We start from the raw sequence: 16326 nt of genomic DNA, 5'->3' as shown, positions 1-16326 counted from the left end.
TTATTCTGTTAGTAAATTTTGTAATTCAGAAATTCGAGATGCAAAGTAAAGCCTTTTTTCAGGTTTAATCAAACTTAACTTCTCATATAATTCAATGGCCTGTAAATATTTCCCCTGCTTTGTTAACAGAATTGCTACCGTTTCAGATAGGGGTAAGGTAAACGAGGTGGCAGCTAAATCTTCCTGAGGCGCGTCATCAAGATCAGTTCTTTTTGGTTTGGCCAAAGTTGGCTGATTTAAAATAAACTGATCAATAAGGGAATCTTGTAGGGCTTTTATTTCTTCAGCAGGAATAATTTCTGGTATTTCTTCCATTTCACTAGAAATATCATAAATAGACTCAAAGTATTGTCTGCGTTGAGAAGACTGAAGCGCAACCTTTTGTTGTTTTAATATAGAAAAGCGTTCATTCCAATGTAATAAATAGAAATAGGGGTATAACGACTTGTCTAGATTCAGCTCAGACTGATCTGTTCGATCGATTTTGTTCAATAAGAACCAAAGCTTTTGTGCTTTCGACGTTTCCATATTACCAGTCCCCCGCAATTTTATTAAACAAATCTAAGATAATTTGATCCACTAATTTAGGAATTAAGGCTTTTTCTACCTGTGTCAAGGTTTGGCTCTGCGGAAAATCCTGGTAAAAAGAGAATTCTTGCTCGAAATTTTTGTCCTCATCTAAACGATTCGTTAACCGAAATTGAACTCGTAAAGTTATACGGTTTAAGCCAGCCTTATCATCACCAGTAGGAGCCTGAGGTGTTAATTCATACCCTACAATACTTCCCTCAATTAACAGATCAGGATTCTTATTATTAATCTTTAAAGAGGTATTACGCTGAAAGTACTCTTTTAATTTTTCATTTATTTCTAAACTAAGGTTAGCGGGTCCGCCAGCCGTTTCCATTCGTATATTACTAACCTGAATTGTCTTCAAATTCGGGTCTAAACTAGCCCCTTTGAAACTATAGCAGGAGGATAATCCAATGAAGGACCCGACGATAACACACAGATTAATCCAATTCTTCCAAATCATATTGCTTGATTTTACGATATAAAGTTCGCTCAGAGATGCCTAAATCTTTAGCTGCGTACTTACGTTTATTCTTGTTCTTCTTTAAAGCCCGAATGATAATTTCTTTTTCTTGTTTTTCCAAAGATAGGGTTACATCATTAGCTGGCAAGATAATTTCCTCATAATTGGAATCGATAGGCTCTTCAGTGAACTTGGTCTCCTCTTGTGTATGTATGGGCAAAGACAATCCAGCAGGAGGGTTACTTACTTCTGTATGATTTCTTACGTCTTCAAAGATGGACATATTATCGTGTAGAATCTCGTACGCTTTGGACTGATCAGATTCCACTACTTTCAATAATATCTTTTTCAATTCTGTTACATCTCGCTTTAAATCAAACAAGATTTTATACAGAATCTCTCGTTCATTCATTCCCTCAGGTCCGGAAAAAGCATCTGATTTGACAACCGAATTACCTAATTTGGGCTCATTGAAGTCCAAATAATACTGTAATTGCAACTCATCAATGATTCGATCACCTAATTCTAAAACAGATATTTGCTCTGCTAGATTTTTTAATTGGCGAATGTTACCAGGGAAACGCTGTTTTTGAAGCAAATCTTTTGCTTCTTTCGTCAGCATGATCGGTTTTACTCGATGCGATTCAGAAAAGTCAGTCGTGAATTTCCTAAAAAGTAATTCGATATCATCTCCACGTTCACGTAGAGGGGGGACATAAATAGGTACCGTACTCAAACGGTAATACAAGTCTTCTCTAAATTTCCCTTTTTCTATCGCTTGCTGTAAGTTTAAATTCGTGGCAGCAACGACGCGTGCATTGGTCTTTTGTACTTTAGAAGATCCAACACGGTAAAACTCCCCATTTTCTAACACACGTAACAAGCGTGCCTGAGTACCTAAGGGCATTTCAGCAATTTCGTCTAAGAAAATAGTTCCCCCGTCTGTTACTTCAAAGTATCCCTTGCGAGCTTCAATAGCTCCCGTAAAAGACCCTTTTTCATGCCCAAATAATTCGGAATCAATCGTTCCCTCCGGGATGGCACCACAGTTTACCGCAATAAAGGCTCCATGCTTTCGCTTAGAAAGGGAATGAATAATTTTAGAAAAGGATTCTTTACCTGATCCACTTTCCCCTGTAATCAATACGGTCATATCCGTCGCGGCTACTTGTTCCGCTACAGAAATGGCACGCAAAAGAGCAGGAGCATTGCCAATGATCCCAAAACGCGCTTTTATACTAGCAAGATGACTGTTATCTAACATAATTCACCTAATAAAGTTCCTGATGTACAATGAGTTACATTCACAAAAACATAATCTCCTTTAACTTCGTCTCCTTTAGGGAAAACGACTACTTTATTTGAATCTATTTTACCAAAGTGATGAAGTTTCGATTTTTTTGAATCTCCCTCTACTAAAACTTGTACCTTTCTACCTACCCACATTTCATTGCGTTTAGCTGAATGTATGCGTTGTAAATCGATGATTTCTTGTAGACGACGCATTTTTACTTCTTCAGACACATCATCTGTTAATTTCTTTTCGGCTGGTGTTCCTGGTCGCTCAGAATAAGCAAACATATACCCAAAGTCGTATTCCACTTCAGCTAATAAAGACAACGTATCTTGGTGATCTTCTTCGGTTTCTGTGCAGAATCCTGCAATCATATCTTGGGAAACGCCGCATTCTTCACCTAAGATATTCCGAATAGACTTAATTCTATCTAGATACCATTCCCGAGTATACGAACGATTCATTAAATCTAAGATTCGATTACTGCCACTTTGTGCCGGCAAGTGAATGTTTTTACAGATATTATCGTACTTCTTCATCGTATACAATACTTCGTCTGTGATATCTTTTGGATGCGAAGTAGAAAAACGAACGCGTAATAAAGGATTGACTAAGGCAACGGCTTCCAATAATTGGGCAAAATTGATCAATTGACCCTCTTCAGAGGTCCATTTATAGGAATCTACATTTTGACCTAGTAAAGTTACTTCCCGGTAACCTTGCTGGAATAATTTCTCGCATTCTGCGATAATTGATGGTAAATCACGTGATCTTTCGCGTCCTCTCGTGTAAGGAACAACGCAGAAAGTACACATATTGTCGCAACCACGCATGATACTGACCATAGCAGTTACACCATTTGAATTTAGTCGAACAGGTTCGATGTTGCCGTAAGTCTCCTCGCGAGAAAGGAAAACGTTGATGGCTTTTTGGCCATCTGAAACTTCATCTAATAAGGCAGGTAAATCACGGTAGGCATCTGGGCCAGCGACTAAATCGACTATTTTCTCCTCATCAATCAACTTAGTCTTCAAGCGTTCCGCCATACAACCCAAAATTCCTACAGTTAATGCTGGATTTTTCGCTTTCAAATGAGTGAATACTTGCAAGCGATGGCGAATCTTATGTTCCGCATTCTCGCGAATCGCACACGTATTTAATAAAATGGTATGAGCTTCTTTAACGTTAGATGTCGTAACGTAACCGTTTTCTTGTAGAATAGAGGTAACGACTTCTGAATCCGCAAAATTCATTTGACAGCCATAACTTTCGATATAGACCTTTTTTCCAAAAGAATTCTCTGCCACCTGATCCTCCGAAATTCTCGGAACATCCAAACCCTCTTTCTCTTCTTTCGTCAGTACTTTTAAATCTTGCATTTTACAATCAATGAAATTTAGATTGCAAATTTATGACATTTTGGCAGTAATTCTATTCGATTCTACCGGAATTTAGATAAATAACCTGATCAGAATGGGAGGTTAATTTCTCATTGTGCGTAACCATGATTATCCGTTGTTGCCAAACCGCTTTTAATTCAACAAACAGGGCATACAATGTTTCTGCATTCTTATTATCCAAATTACCTGTGGGCTCATCCGCTAACAAGAGGGTAGGGCGATTAATCAAAGCGCGGGCAACCGCTACTCGCTGTTGCTCTCCACCTGATATTTGAGAGGGTAATTTATGCAGAATGGGTTGAATGCCTAAGGTTAGGACTATTTTATCGAATAGTTCTAAATCAGCTTCATTCAGTTTACTACCTTTGATGAATAAAGGGAACTTGATGTTTTCTTCACAAGTAAACTCCCCTAATAAATTATGAAACTGAAAGACGAAACCTAGTTTCTGGTTTCGGAATGTAGCTTGATCTTTTTCTGATAGCGCAGCATAATCAATCCCATCTAAGTATATCTGACCAGAATCTGCTTTCATTAATAAGCCCATAATCTGTAGAAGCGTACTTTTACCAGACCCCGATGGGCCTAAAATACTGACCATTTCAGACTCCTTTACTTGTAAAGAGATGTTGTCTAGAATTAATTGAGTTCCATAACTTTTGGAAATATTTTTTAATTCTAACATTTTTTTGTCTTTTTTTTAGAAAATACGAATGAATGACTGGTTATTTAATATTTACGCAAATAAATAGTAATTTCACGAAATTAAAATTTTACTAAATGAATATTCACGAATATCAAGCGAAAGAAATCTTAAAAGGTTACGGAGTGCGCATTCAAGAAGGAATTGTGATTGACTCTGTTGACAACGCTATTTCAGCGGCTGAGCAATTAAAAGCTCAGACTGGTACAGGATGGTTTGTTGTTAAAGCTCAAATTCATGCGGGTGGCCGTGGAAAAGGGGGCGGTGTTAAACTAGCTAAAAGTTTAGATGAAGTAAAAGAGCGCGTTTCTCAAATATTGGGAATGCAATTAATTACGCATCAAACTGGTCCTGAAGGAAAGAAAGTTAACAAAGTTTTAATTTCTGAAGATGTGTATTATCCTGGCGATTCTGAGCCGAAGGAATACTATTTATCGATCTTATTAGACCGCGCTAAGGCTTGCAATGTGATCATGGCAAGTACAGAAGGTGGAATGGACATCGAAGAGGTAGCGGAGCATAGCCCAGAAAAAATCATTAAAGAATGGATCGATCCACGTGTAGGTCTACAAGACTTCCAAGCACGTAAGGTAGCCTTTGCTTTAGGTTTAAGCGGTGTTGCTTTGAAAGAGATGGTTAAATTCATCCAATCATTGTACCGTGCCTATGTAGAGACTGATTCATCTATGTTTGAAATCAACCCAGTGTTGAAGACATCTGATGATAAAATTTTAGCGGTAGATGCCAAAGTAAACTTAGATGATAACGCTTTATTCCGTCACAAAGACTTAGCGGTTTTACGTGATATCGAAGAAGAAGATCCATTAGAAGTAGAAGCATCTGAAAATGATCTTAACTACGTTAAATTAGATGGTAACGTAGGTTGCATGGTAAACGGAGCTGGTTTGGCGATGGCTACTATGGATATTATTAAATTATCTGGTGGCGATCCCGCTAACTTCCTTGATGTAGGGGGTGGAGCAAACGCGAAAACAGTTGAAGCTGGTTTCCGTATTATCCTACAAGATCCCAATGTAAAAGCAATCTTGATCAATATCTTTGGTGGTATCGTTCGTTGTGATCGCGTTGCAAATGGAGTTGTAGAAGCGTACAAAAACATTGGTGAGATTAATATCCCTATCATTGTTCGTCTTCAAGGAACAAATGCAGAAGAAGGTGCTGCGATCATTAATAACTCTGGCTTGAAAGTATTCTCAGCTGTTTTATTAAAAGATGCCGCTCGTTTAGTATCAGAAGTATTGAAATAAGCCATGAAAATTATTTGCATCGGTCGTAATTACGTAGATCATATTACTGAATTATCGAATGAAAGGCCTACTGAACCGGTGGTCTTTTTAAAGCCAGATACGGCTTTAATAGATGCAAATAGTCACTTTTACTATCCTAAATTCTCCTCTGATGTTCATTACGAACTTGAGCTAGTATTTAGGATAGGCAAAGTGGGCAAAAATATTGAAGCAAAATTTGCACACAAGTACATCGATTCTTACGGCTTAGGTATTGACTTTACAGCTAGAGATGTACAGAGTAAATTAAAGGAAAAAGGACTTCCTTGGGAAAAAGCGAAAGCTTTTAATGGTTCTGCCTTTGTTAGTGCAATGCAGCCTTTTGTACCTGCTATTTTAGAAAACCCTATTCATTTTACGTTGCATAAGAACGGAGCATTAGTTCAAGATGGAAATTCTGAGTTGATGATTTGGAATGTAGCAGAACTGATAGAAGAAGTCTCTAAGTATTTTACGTTAAAAACGGGGGATTATATTTTTACCGGTACACCTGCGGGTGTGGGTCCTGTTGCCATCGGCGATGTATTAACTGGGGCATTAGAGGGTTCTCCCTTATTTGAATTAGCTATCTCATAATATGAAACTACAAATAGGTAATGCAGCTCCTACCATATCCATGGTGGACTCTGACGGAAACAATTTTGCTATCCCTAGTGGAAAGAAAATAGTCTTGTATTTTTATCCCAAAGATAATACACCTGGTTGTACTGCTCAGGCCTGCAATCTGAATGAAAATCTAGAGGCACTTCAAGCCAAAGGTTTTCAGGTAGTAGGAGTGAGTATTGATACCAACGCCTCTCACACCAAGTTTAAAGCAAAATATAATTTAGCTTTCCCACTTTTATCTGATCCTGAACATCAATTAGCGGAAGCTTTTGGTGTATGGGTAGAGAAATCGATGTACGGAAAGCAATATATGGGTGTAGCAAGAACTACATTTATCATCGACGAAAACGGAATTATTATTGACATTATCGAAAAGGTGGATACGAAGAACCATAGTTCTCAAATTCACTAATCACCTACCATGCAAACACAAGAAATACAAAAAATCAGCTCTCAGGTTCGTAGAGACATTTTAAGAATGGTTCACGGTTGCCAATCCGGTCACCCAGGTGGATCATTAGGTTGTACAGATCTTTTAGTGGATCTGTATTTTAGCACGATGAATCTGAAAACAGATGCTGCAGGAAAAGTAGTGTTTGATATGGATGGAACGAATGAAGATTTATTCTTTTTGTCCAATGGTCACATCTCTCCATTAATCTATAGTGTGTTAGCGCGTCGTGGTTATTTCCCTACGGCTGAATTAGCTACGTTTAGAAAAATTGATACACGTCTCCAAGGACACCCAACTCCACACGAGCACTTAGAAGGTATTCGTATTGCGTCAGGTTCGTTAGGACAAGGTCTTAGTGTGGCCATCGGTGCTGCTCAAGCAAAGAAATTAAATGGAGACAAGTCTACCGTTTTCTGTTTAATGGGTGATGGGGAACAAAATGAAGGCCAAGTATGGGAAGCTGCGATGTATGCTCCTCATCACAAGGTGGACAATTTGATTGCTTTCATTGATGAAAATGGACAGCAAATTGATGGTCCTACAGAGAAAGTAATGAGCAACCGTGATTTAGAGGCTAAATACAAAGCATTCGGTTGGAATGTGATGCGTATGGACGGTAATAATGCGGTGGATATACAAAATACGCTAATTAAGGCCAAAGCTGAATTAGGAAAAGGATCTCCTATCATGATTATCATGAAAACAGAAATGGGTGCTGGTGTAGACTTTATGATGTATTCACATAAATGGCATGGTGTAGCACCTAACGACCAACAATTACAAGACGCATTAGCGCAATTAGAAGAAACTTTAGGCGATTATTAATTAGATAGAGATGGCATTATTTACCTACGAAACAAAAAAGGATACACGCTCGGGTTTTGGAGCAGGTATGGAGTATTTAAGTCAGCATAACCCTAAAGTGGTCGCATTATGTGCTGATTTAATTGGTTCATTAAAATTAGAAGGATTTATCAAGAATAGTCCAGAGCGTTTTTTCCAAACAGGTATCGCAGAAGCGAACATGATTGGTATCTCTGCTGGTTTAACGTTAGGTGGTTTCATTCCTTTTGCAACGACGTTTGCAAACTTTGGAACAGGTCGTGTTTATGACCAAATCCGTCAATCAGTGGCTTATTCTGGAAAGAATGTAAAGATCTGTTGTTCACATGCAGGTTTAACGCTAGGAGAGGACGGAGCAACGCACCAGATTTTGGAAGATATTGGTTTAATGAAAATGTTACCAGGAATGGTAGTAATTAATCCTTGTGATTACAACCAAACTAAGGCAGCTACTATCGCAATTGCCGATTACGAAGGTCCAGTATACTTACGTTTTGGACGTCCTGTGGTTCCTGTATTCACACCAGAAGATCAGAAATTTGAAATTGGTAAAGCTTTGCATTTAGTAGAGGGTACTGATGTAACAATCTTAGCGACCGGTCACCTAGTATGGGAAGCCATTCAAGCTGCTGAGGCTTTATTAGAAAAAGGTATCAAAGCGGAGATAATTAATATCCACACGATTAAACCATTAGACGTTCAGGCTATCTTAGCTTCTGTTAAAAAGACAGGATGTGTAGTTACAGCTGAAGAACACCAATACAATGGTGGATTAGGTGATTCTGTTGCGCAGTATTTGGCAATGAACCATCCAACGCCAATGGAGTTCGTAGGGGTGAATGATTCCTTCGGAGAATCTGGAAAGCCTGCCGAATTAATGGAAAAATATGGCTTAAATGCGGAAGCTATCGTAGCGAAAGCAATCAAGGTAATGGCACGTAAATAATCTTTAAAAAGGATAGCCAATACCAATATTAAATTCAATTGGGTTTTGTCCTCCTTCGAAAGAAGTTTGTGGCAGAACCCATTTTTGATTTACAGGGTTAGCCGGATTAATAACTTTCGTGGCTAAATCTAGTCGCAACAAGAAGAAATCGAAATCCCAACGAAGCCCCAAACCTGTACCTACTGCAATCTGATTGTAGAAGTCACGCAAATGAAATTGAGTAGTAGGATCCGTATTTCCTTGTGTCATATTCCAGACATTACCTGCATCCACGAAGAATGCGCCATTCATTTGACCAAATAAAGGGAATAATTTAAATCGATATTCAAGGGAAGATTCCAATAAGATACTACCAGGCTGCTCCACTAAGTTCGAAGAAGACACATAGGATCCTGGGCCTAAACGGCGCGGTTTCCATGCTCTAACACTAGATGGACCTCCTATAAAAAAGTTCTTCTCATAGGGTAACTGGTAGTCATTTTCATCGCCATAGGCGTAAGCTACACCACCTACTAGTTTAAAGGCCACTTGGGATTTCTGGTTTCGTCCAAGCATTTTATACTTTCTATAATCGAAATTAAAGCGTAAAAAACGGTAAAACTGTATATCCTGACCACTATTTAATACATCTGTTACAAAACTGAATTTATGACTAGGTATTAGATTCAATGTCGAACCTCCAGACTCTAGTCCAATTTGAAAAATTTTCCCATTCTTTAATTCATTGCTAGGTAGTAGGTCTCGGTACACATATTGAAACGAAATACTACTTACGAAGCTAGGATTAAAACTTCGATACAAGTTATTTCCCTTATCTTTTAAATCTTCCAAATATGCCTTAAATGATTCCGAAGTAGCGGTCTCAGGGTAAATCGTATTTAATAAATTGAGGTTGACCAAGGAGAAAGTAAAAAAACTGTATTCACTTTTTTGCCAAGTATAGCGCTGAAATAGATTCAAATTAGTCCGCTGATACTCTGGACGATTTATAAAATCAAAACCCACACCAATAGAGGTTTTGGCGCCATAATAAGATCCAAATTTTCCTACCAACGGCTTAGGTAAGTAAAGGGTAGGAAAGTTAATGGAAGCAGAAACGTTCAATTCTAAATTATTACGCGTATCAGTCGTATTAATAAATCCAGATTGAGCCTCATATCCTATGCGCGTAGAAAAATCAAAATAGTCTAAACTGGAGAATAAGCGCCTAACCTTAAATGAATTTGTTAAAAAGGGCCCAGGAATCCCTCTAAAAATGCTACCTCCTAATTCTGAACTAAAATTATATTTTTCATTTTGAAATAATTCTATGCGGGGGAAAAGGCGGGTTCTTGTTGTATCAAAGCGAATTGAAACAGTCTTAAATTGATCGGTCAAATAAATATTTTTTAAACTTTGGTTAAACAAATCAACCGAATACAAGTCATCTTCTTTTAGATTAATTAATTTACTTAAAGCTTTTAAAGGGGGGCGAATTGCCGGATTCCCAAAAGGATCAGAAATAACAAATTCGGGCAATCCAATCCGATACAAACGATCATAATTGGCAATAGTAACATGATTTTTAAACTCCGGTATTTTGAAATATAGGGAAATGCGTTGTAGTGTTGAATCTTTTACATCATTTAACCTAATTCCTACCGCATCTGGCGAAAAATAGTAATATCCTTCATTTCTTAAATGGTGACTCAATTGCTCTTTCTCTTTTTTGATTAACGATAATTGAAGTCTCCCTAGCGGACGAATTAAACTATTTTCTTTAATATAGGAATTGACATGTTCTGCTAAAATAGGGTTATCAACCGATATAGAATCCTCCCGCGTGAAATAACTAGGACGACCCTCGTTTATCTCAAAAGTAACATTTACAAGTTGACCACTTGTATCAACCTTAGCATTAATTTGTGCTTTCAGAAAACCGTTTTCTCTATAGTAACGTTGTATTTGAGTCTGATTGGAGGTAAGCCAAGCCAGTGTGTAGACTGGATTTGGAGACTTGAAAAATTGTACAAAACTAGGCTTTATTTGAAGAGAATCTTTTCTTTTCCTTTTAATGCCCAGATAAGTGTATAATTTTGCAGGCAATAAACGACGATATGAATTTTTCACTCCGATGATATTTGAGCGTAATTCAGACTTAGAAATAAGTCGATTACCCACCATATTAACCTGATTTATAACCGGAGAGGGTATTTCGAAGCTTTGGTATTTCCCGCAGGAAATAAGACCAAAACAAACTACAATAAAACCGATAATTGATTGATTCTTCAAGTGATGCTAACGAATAAACAAATAAAGTTAATTAATTCCCTACATTCTAAAAAAGGAAGAAAAGAGAATGATTTATTTTTAGTAGAGGGGGAGAAGTCATTGCTTGAATTAGTCAAGTCTGACTTTAAAGTAGATTTTTTTCTGTTGAACGAAGTTCATGTTTCTCTCGCCGATCAAATTAGTCAACAATCGAAAGCTCCTATTTATTTTTTGGATCCAGAAAGTATTCAAAAATTAAGCACTTTAGTTAATAATCAGATAGGACTTGCTGTCGTTCATCAAAAGAAATTCCCTCCATTTATCATTCAAGACCGGTATACAATCGTACTTGATGGAATTCGTGATCCCGGTAATTTGGGGACTATTATTCGTATTTGCGACTGGTATGGTTTTAAGCAGCTTGTACTTTCGGAGGATTGTACAGAGTTTTATAATCCCAAAGTGATTATTTCAACCATGGGTTCATTCTCGCGCATCGAATTTACCTATGTTGATTTACCTACTTTTTTCAAAGAACACCAAGAATATAAAAAGATTGGAGCTGTTCTAAATGGCGTAAATATCCATCACTATCAGTTTCCAGATAAGGGTTTTATTATTTTAGGAAATGAATCCAATGGAATACGGGAAGAAATAATGGAAAGCTTAGATGAGCGAATTACCATTCCAGCCTTTGGTGAGGCTGAATCTTTAAATGTAGGAATATCAACTGCTATAATAGCAGATAACTTAAAGCGATTTATCCTCAGCTAAATACTTTTCAATAGCCCAGTGAGCTAGATAGAGTAAAGGAGTGAAAATAATAGCCACCACAAATTTATAGAAGTAGTTATTAAAAGAAACATTCATCCATTGGGAAATACTCCAATTTCCGAATAAATAAAAAGCAATACCGATAACCAAAACACTATCGATTAATTGCGAAATCAGGGTAGAACCTGTAGCTCTTAACCAAATGTGTTTTGAACCAGTTCTTGATTTGATTTTTTCAAATACAAGCGCGTCAATAATCTGGCTCACTAAAAATGCCGATAAGGAACCTAGAATGATGCCTAAACCTTGGCGAAAAATTCTAGCAAATGCAGTATTGATATTGAAATTCTCTGACCCTTTATTAACCTCTAACCAAAAATCAGCCGGCACTAATAAGGTCGCAATATAGATGATTAAAAATGAGAATGCGATGAAAAGCGCAGTAGTAAAAGAGATAAAACGCACCCCTCTTTTTCCAAAATAATCATTAATAATGTCAGACGTAATAAATACTAATGGCCAGTTTAAAGCTCCTGCCGTCTGATTTAAATCCCATAAATCGCCCCAAGGTGTCGCCCAATGTAAAGGCGAGAATCCCAAAGTACGTTCAATACTTACTATTTTTACACCTATAATTTCTGCTACGATCGCATTTGTCAAAAACACCCCAAATAGGAATATGAATAATTTTTGCTTTCGAGAAAATTGGTCAAAAATCATTTGCGGTAATTTTCAAAGTGTAAAGCAATTTTGTCTAAGGCTACGCCTAATTGTTCAACATGAGGCAAAAAGACAATTCTAAAATGATCTGAATCTTGAAAATTAAAACCGCGACCACCAACTACCAGAATTTTTTGTTCCTCTAATAAGGACATAACAAAGTGATTATCATCTTCAAAATTGAATTTGCTTAAATCAATCTTAGGAAACAGATATAAGGCTCCCTTAGGTTTAACGGCACTTACTCCATCAATGGCATTGATTCGCTCATAGGCCAAATTCATCTGGCGATTTAAGCGTCCCTCTTTGGCCACTAAATCATCGATGGACTGATATCCCCCTAAGGCTGTTTGAATACCGTATTGTGTGATTACATTGGCACAAAGACGTGTACTAAATAAGAAATTGAGCCCCTCTATATAAGATTTAGCCTTATGCTTCGCACCCGTTAAAATCATCCATCCACCTCTAAAACCAGCAGCACGGTAGTTTTTAGACAAACCTCCCATGGTAATAATCAAGATATCATCTGATAAACCCGCAGCTGTATGATGAACCGTATGATCAAATAAAATTTTATCATATATCTCATCTGCGAAAAGTACCAACTGGTATTTGGCAGCTAATGCAACCACATTCTGAACGGTTTCTTGAGAGTAAACGGCACCTGTGGGATTATTAGGATTAATAAGAACAATGGCTCTTGTATTAGCTGAAATTTTAGACTCCATGTCTGCTAAATTTGGGGCCCATTCATCCGCTTCGTCACAGGTGTAATGCACCGCTTTGCCGCCAGCTAAACCTGCCACAGTAGTCCATAATGGATAATCTGGGGATGGAATCAAAACTTCATCGTCCGTATTCAATAGGGCAGTCATGACCAAAGAAATCAACTCACTTACTCCATTGCCAATATAAATGTCTTCTATCAGAATATTCTTTACACCCAGGTTTTGATAATATTGCATTACAGCTTTTCTAGCAGCAAACAAACCTCGGGAATCAACATATCCCTGAGCATTTCGTATATTTACAATAATATCATGTACGATTTCATCAGGGGTCTCAAAACCAAAAGCGGCGGGATTACCTATATTTAAAGACGTGATTTTGTAACCCTGATTTTGAAGAGCGAGTGCCTTATCATATACAGGTCCACGAATTTCATACTTAAGGTGATCGAGACGTTTACTTTTTAAAATATCCATGCTATTTTTGATAGAATCGTAAAAATAGTAATTAAATTGAATTAGAGTTACCCGTCTTTATGAATTTAAAGGAAATAGGTGTTTTATTGGCAAGTCTTTATGGCGTAACTATCTTGTTAATGGCCTATAAATATTACAATGCCAAAGGGGGAGTGTTTCATGTCGCTCGACTTCTCGTTATTAAATACATTTTAAGATTTTCATCTTTACTAATCCTCTTATTTTTATGTTACCAGGTGATTGTTTCCAAACAAGTAGCCCAGACTCAGTTAAATAATAAACCAGTTTATTTAGTAGCTGTATCTACGACCAATTCAAGTTTAACATGGAATAACGTTCGAGATAAAGTAAATGAATTGTCTTCTAATGGTCAATTTGGTTTAATACAGTTTGATCCTAAAACAGCTAATTGGAATCAAATCATACCTAACACTAATAAAGATTCATTTTTTAATTTGATAGAGCATGCTCAAGATTCACCCAATTTACTACTTAGAAAAGTTTTTACAGGCCCTGTTTCCCTTAAGTTAACAGCTGATGAGTTTACAATATTACACAAGGAGGGTAAACGCTGGACGCGAGAAAATGACCTATCAAGCGAGGATAATTTTCTTTCTAAGAATATATTCATAAACTGGCTTCAAGCGACCTATGTGCCATTATATTTAGTAATTTTGTTATTGGCATTGTCTTTTATAGATATTGTTTTCCCGATTAAAGCACTAAAAATCTAGATGTTTTCTACACTTTTCTATCTTTTGCTGCTTTTTTATGATGGACTTTTTTCAAAGTCAACATCGGAATATAATGCTGAAATCAGTTCTTTAAATAAGCAGATGGCAGCTAAAGATTATCAGAAAGCTTTAGGAAGTGCTCATTCAATTATGCGTTCTAGACTTTTTAATAATAATGAAATAGAAGCTGTAGTCGCTACATTAGAATTAAAAGTGGCTGCAGATAAAAGAACGCAGGCTAAACAAATACAGTTGACTGCCAATTCTCTTGAAAATGACATTTTAAAAAGTCACTATATAGCCAAATACGGTAATTCAAAGAAAGGTTTAGCTGATTTGCATCAATCCATTCTGAACAATGGTAGTGTCGATACCTTAGTTAAGGCCTATGAATTGTACGCATTTTATTTTCCTCAGAACAAATTAAAGAAACAGGCTCGTTCAACTCAAATGATCAGTCAAACACAGAAAATAAATACACAAGAAGCTTTATCTTTACTCAATCTGATGAAGAAGAAACAAAAAAATCTTATCTATTAATTTACTACAATGAACCCAACACCTTATCAGTTTCCTAATCAAACTTCTTTTTACAAAGGTAAAGTACGAGATGTGTATGGAATAGGAGAACGATTATTAATGATTACTTCTGATCGGATTTCTGCATTTGATGTAGTGTTGCCTAAATTAATTCCATACAAAGGTCAAGTATTAAATCAAATTGCTAGTTATTTCCTACAAAAAACAGCAGATATTGTACCTAATTGGTTATTGGCTACACCTGATCCTAATGCTGCCTTTGGTTTAAAATGTGAACCTTTCGCTATTGAAATGGTTATTCGAGGTTATCTGGTGGGACACCTTTGGAGAGAATACAAAGCTGGTAAACGTGTCGTTTGTGGCGTTGTTTTGCCCGATGGACTTGTAGAAAATCAGCAATTACCTGCGCCTATTATAACGCCCACTACAAAAGCAAGTGAGGGGCATGATGAAGATATTTCCGTAGCATCGATTATCGAACAAGGTATTGTAGCGAAAGAACATATGGATAAGTTATGTGCAATTACACAACGTCTATTCCAAAGAGGCCAAGAAATGGCAGCGGATAAAAATTTGATTTTAGTGGATACTAAATATGAATTTGGACTCTATGATGGAAAAATTATGTTAATGGATGAGATTCATACCCCGGATTCATCTCGCTATTTTTACAAAGAACCCTATGCTGAATTGTTTGCAAATGGAGAGGCCCAAAAACAATTATCAAAAGAATTTGTTCGGGAGTGGCTCATTGCTAATGGATTTCAAGGTAAAGAGGGACAAAGCATTCCTCCCATTACCGATGAGTTTGTGCAACAAATTTCAGATCGATATATACTCTTATACGAGGAAATTACCGGCTTGACATTTCATAAAGAGCCACAAGAAGATATTTATAACCGTATTTTTAACAACACAATCCAGTATTTGCAACATGTCTAATATGAATTCATTTCAACTCGAACAAAACGAAAGTTATGCCGTTATTGATTGGAAAGCAGAACAATTAGGAGCCACTAATTCAGAGGAATTAGAAAACGCTATTCGTCTTTTATTTAAAAAAGACTATGCTAATATCATCTTAAATATTTCTAAAATTGTCGAATTAGATGGATATGGCGTATCAGCTATCCGGAAAGGGACTAAAATCTGTACAAATGAGGGAGGTTTGTTTGTTGTAGTAACTAAAGACGACAGTACTGCTGAGAGATTAGACACGGCTAAAATTGAAAATTTAACCTTGCTAAATACAGTGCAAGAGGGAGTCGATGCTATATATCTGAATGATCTTGAAAATGAATTCCAAGATGAGGATGATACCGAAGGTGAGAGCGAATTTGGTGAATCATATGGAGATGATTACGACTAAAATAGTATTATAGCAAGATTTTTTGTGTAGCATTTCTGATAATTCAAATTCAGAAGAATATTTTGTGTGTAGATCGTTTTGCCAAATTTATTTTTAATTAAATTTGAAATTAGGTATATTATCTATCTAAAATGCGGTAACA

18 protein-coding genes are annotated in these 16326 nt (G+C 36.8%); 10 read left to right on the top strand and 8 right to left on the bottom strand.

Annotation, left to right across the window (positions count from 1 at the left end; genetic code table 11):
• Genes SKC37_RS03835 through SKC37_RS03815 form a run of 5 tightly spaced genes read right to left on the bottom strand, consistent with a single transcriptional unit; the run spans position 1 to position 4415 of the window.
• Positions 1-528 carry a hypothetical protein gene (locus SKC37_RS03835; RefSeq protein WP_377980188.1) on the bottom strand — a complete coding sequence of 176 codons (528 nt, stop codon included), beginning with the start codon at positions 526-528 and terminating at the stop codon, positions 1-3.
• 1 nt (position 529) lies between these two features.
• Positions 530-1036 (bottom strand): LptE family protein, encoded by a 507-nt coding sequence (locus SKC37_RS03830; RefSeq protein ID WP_377980187.1) that lies wholly within the window; start codon positions 1034-1036, stop codon positions 530-532.
• Positions 1014-2300 (bottom strand): sigma-54 interaction domain-containing protein, encoded by a 1287-nt coding sequence (locus SKC37_RS03825; protein WP_377980186.1) that lies wholly within the window; start codon positions 2298-2300, stop codon positions 1014-1016. Before SKC37_RS03825 ends, SKC37_RS03830 begins: the two co-directional genes overlap by 23 nt.
• Positions 2294-3709: a tRNA (N6-isopentenyl adenosine(37)-C2)-methylthiotransferase MiaB gene (miaB, locus tag SKC37_RS03820; RefSeq protein ID WP_377980185.1), complete on the bottom strand. Its 1416-nt coding sequence runs from the start codon at positions 3707-3709 to the stop codon at positions 2294-2296. The genes SKC37_RS03825 and miaB overlap by 7 nt, the downstream gene beginning before the upstream one ends.
• Before the next feature lie 52 nt (positions 3710-3761).
• The gene (locus SKC37_RS03815; protein ID WP_377980184.1) at positions 3762-4415 is read right to left on the bottom strand and encodes an ABC transporter ATP-binding protein; all 654 of its coding nucleotides are present in this window, start codon (positions 4413-4415) and stop codon (positions 3762-3764) included.
• 95 nt (positions 4416-4510) lie between these two features.
• Here SKC37_RS03815 and sucC point away from each other — a divergent pair, with 95 nt between their 5' ends.
• The 5 genes from sucC to SKC37_RS03790 are packed head-to-tail and all read left to right on the top strand — an operon-like array spanning position 4511 to position 8589.
• Positions 4511-5701: an ADP-forming succinate--CoA ligase subunit beta gene (gene sucC / locus SKC37_RS03810; RefSeq protein WP_130896713.1), complete on the top strand. Its 1191-nt coding sequence runs from the start codon at positions 4511-4513 to the stop codon at positions 5699-5701.
• A 3-nt stretch (positions 5702-5704) separates the two neighbouring features.
• Positions 5705-6316 (top strand): fumarylacetoacetate hydrolase family protein, encoded by a 612-nt coding sequence (locus tag SKC37_RS03805; RefSeq protein ID WP_377980183.1) that lies wholly within the window; start codon positions 5705-5707, stop codon positions 6314-6316.
• Position 6317: 1 nt separating this feature from the next.
• Positions 6318-6758 (top strand): thioredoxin-dependent thiol peroxidase, encoded by a 441-nt coding sequence (gene bcp / locus SKC37_RS03800; RefSeq protein ID WP_377980182.1) that lies wholly within the window; start codon positions 6318-6320, stop codon positions 6756-6758.
• Positions 6759-6767: 9 nt separating this feature from the next.
• Complete coding sequence (locus SKC37_RS03795) at positions 6768-7625, top strand: transketolase (protein WP_377980181.1); 858 nt, start codon at positions 6768-6770, stop codon at positions 7623-7625.
• A 10-nt stretch (positions 7626-7635) separates the two neighbouring features.
• Entirely contained in the window at positions 7636-8589 is a 954-nt protein-coding gene (locus tag SKC37_RS03790; RefSeq protein ID WP_377980180.1) for a transketolase family protein, read from the top strand.
• A gap of 3 nt (positions 8590-8592) precedes the next feature.
• Here SKC37_RS03790 and tamL read toward each other — a convergent pair whose 3' ends face one another.
• Complete coding sequence (gene tamL / locus SKC37_RS03785; RefSeq protein ID WP_377980179.1) at positions 8593-10860, bottom strand: translocation and assembly module lipoprotein TamL; 2268 nt, start codon at positions 10858-10860, stop codon at positions 8593-8595.
• Positions 10861-10863: 3 nt separating this feature from the next.
• Here tamL and SKC37_RS03780 point away from each other — a divergent pair, with 3 nt between their 5' ends.
• Complete coding sequence (locus tag SKC37_RS03780; protein ID WP_377980178.1) at positions 10864-11613, top strand: TrmH family RNA methyltransferase; 750 nt, start codon at positions 10864-10866, stop codon at positions 11611-11613.
• Here SKC37_RS03780 and SKC37_RS03775 read toward each other — a convergent pair.
• Together SKC37_RS03775 and SKC37_RS03770 are read right to left on the bottom strand one after the other, a co-directional pair.
• Positions 11590-12333 carry a queuosine precursor transporter gene (locus tag SKC37_RS03775; RefSeq protein WP_377980177.1) on the bottom strand — a complete coding sequence of 248 codons (744 nt, stop codon included), beginning with the start codon at positions 12331-12333 and terminating at the stop codon, positions 11590-11592. The two genes, SKC37_RS03780 and SKC37_RS03775, sit on opposite strands and share 24 nt — an antisense overlap.
• On the bottom strand, positions 12330-13541 hold the full coding sequence (locus tag SKC37_RS03770) for a pyridoxal phosphate-dependent aminotransferase (protein WP_377980176.1): 1212 nt from the start codon (positions 13539-13541) through the stop codon (positions 12330-12332). The genes SKC37_RS03775 and SKC37_RS03770 overlap by 4 nt, the downstream gene beginning before the upstream one ends.
• A gap of 59 nt (positions 13542-13600) precedes the next feature.
• On the opposite strand from SKC37_RS03770, the gene SKC37_RS03765 reads away from it, so the two are divergent.
• The 4 genes from SKC37_RS03765 to SKC37_RS03750 are packed head-to-tail and all read left to right on the top strand — an operon-like array spanning position 13601 to position 16184.
• Positions 13601-14275, top strand: a complete 675-nt coding sequence (locus SKC37_RS03765) for a hypothetical protein (protein WP_377980175.1) — start codon at positions 13601-13603, stop codon at positions 14273-14275.
• Positions 14276-14815 (top strand): hypothetical protein, encoded by a 540-nt coding sequence (locus SKC37_RS03760; RefSeq protein WP_377980174.1) that lies wholly within the window; start codon positions 14276-14278, stop codon positions 14813-14815.
• A gap of 9 nt (positions 14816-14824) precedes the next feature.
• Entirely contained in the window at positions 14825-15757 is a 933-nt protein-coding gene (locus SKC37_RS03755) for a phosphoribosylaminoimidazolesuccinocarboxamide synthase (protein WP_377980173.1), read from the top strand.
• Between the two features lies 1 nt (position 15758).
• Entirely contained in the window at positions 15759-16184 is a 426-nt protein-coding gene (locus SKC37_RS03750) for an STAS domain-containing protein (RefSeq protein ID WP_377980172.1), read from the top strand.
• Positions 16185-16326 lie beyond the last annotated feature (142 nt).

This window comes from Aquirufa esocilacus (assembly GCF_042715595.1).
GTDB classification, from domain to species: domain Bacteria; phylum Bacteroidota; class Bacteroidia; order Cytophagales; family Spirosomataceae; genus Aquirufa; species Aquirufa esocilacus.
The sequence above is the reverse complement of the archived record's forward strand: the minus strand, read 5'-3'. Positions and strand labels throughout refer to the sequence as shown.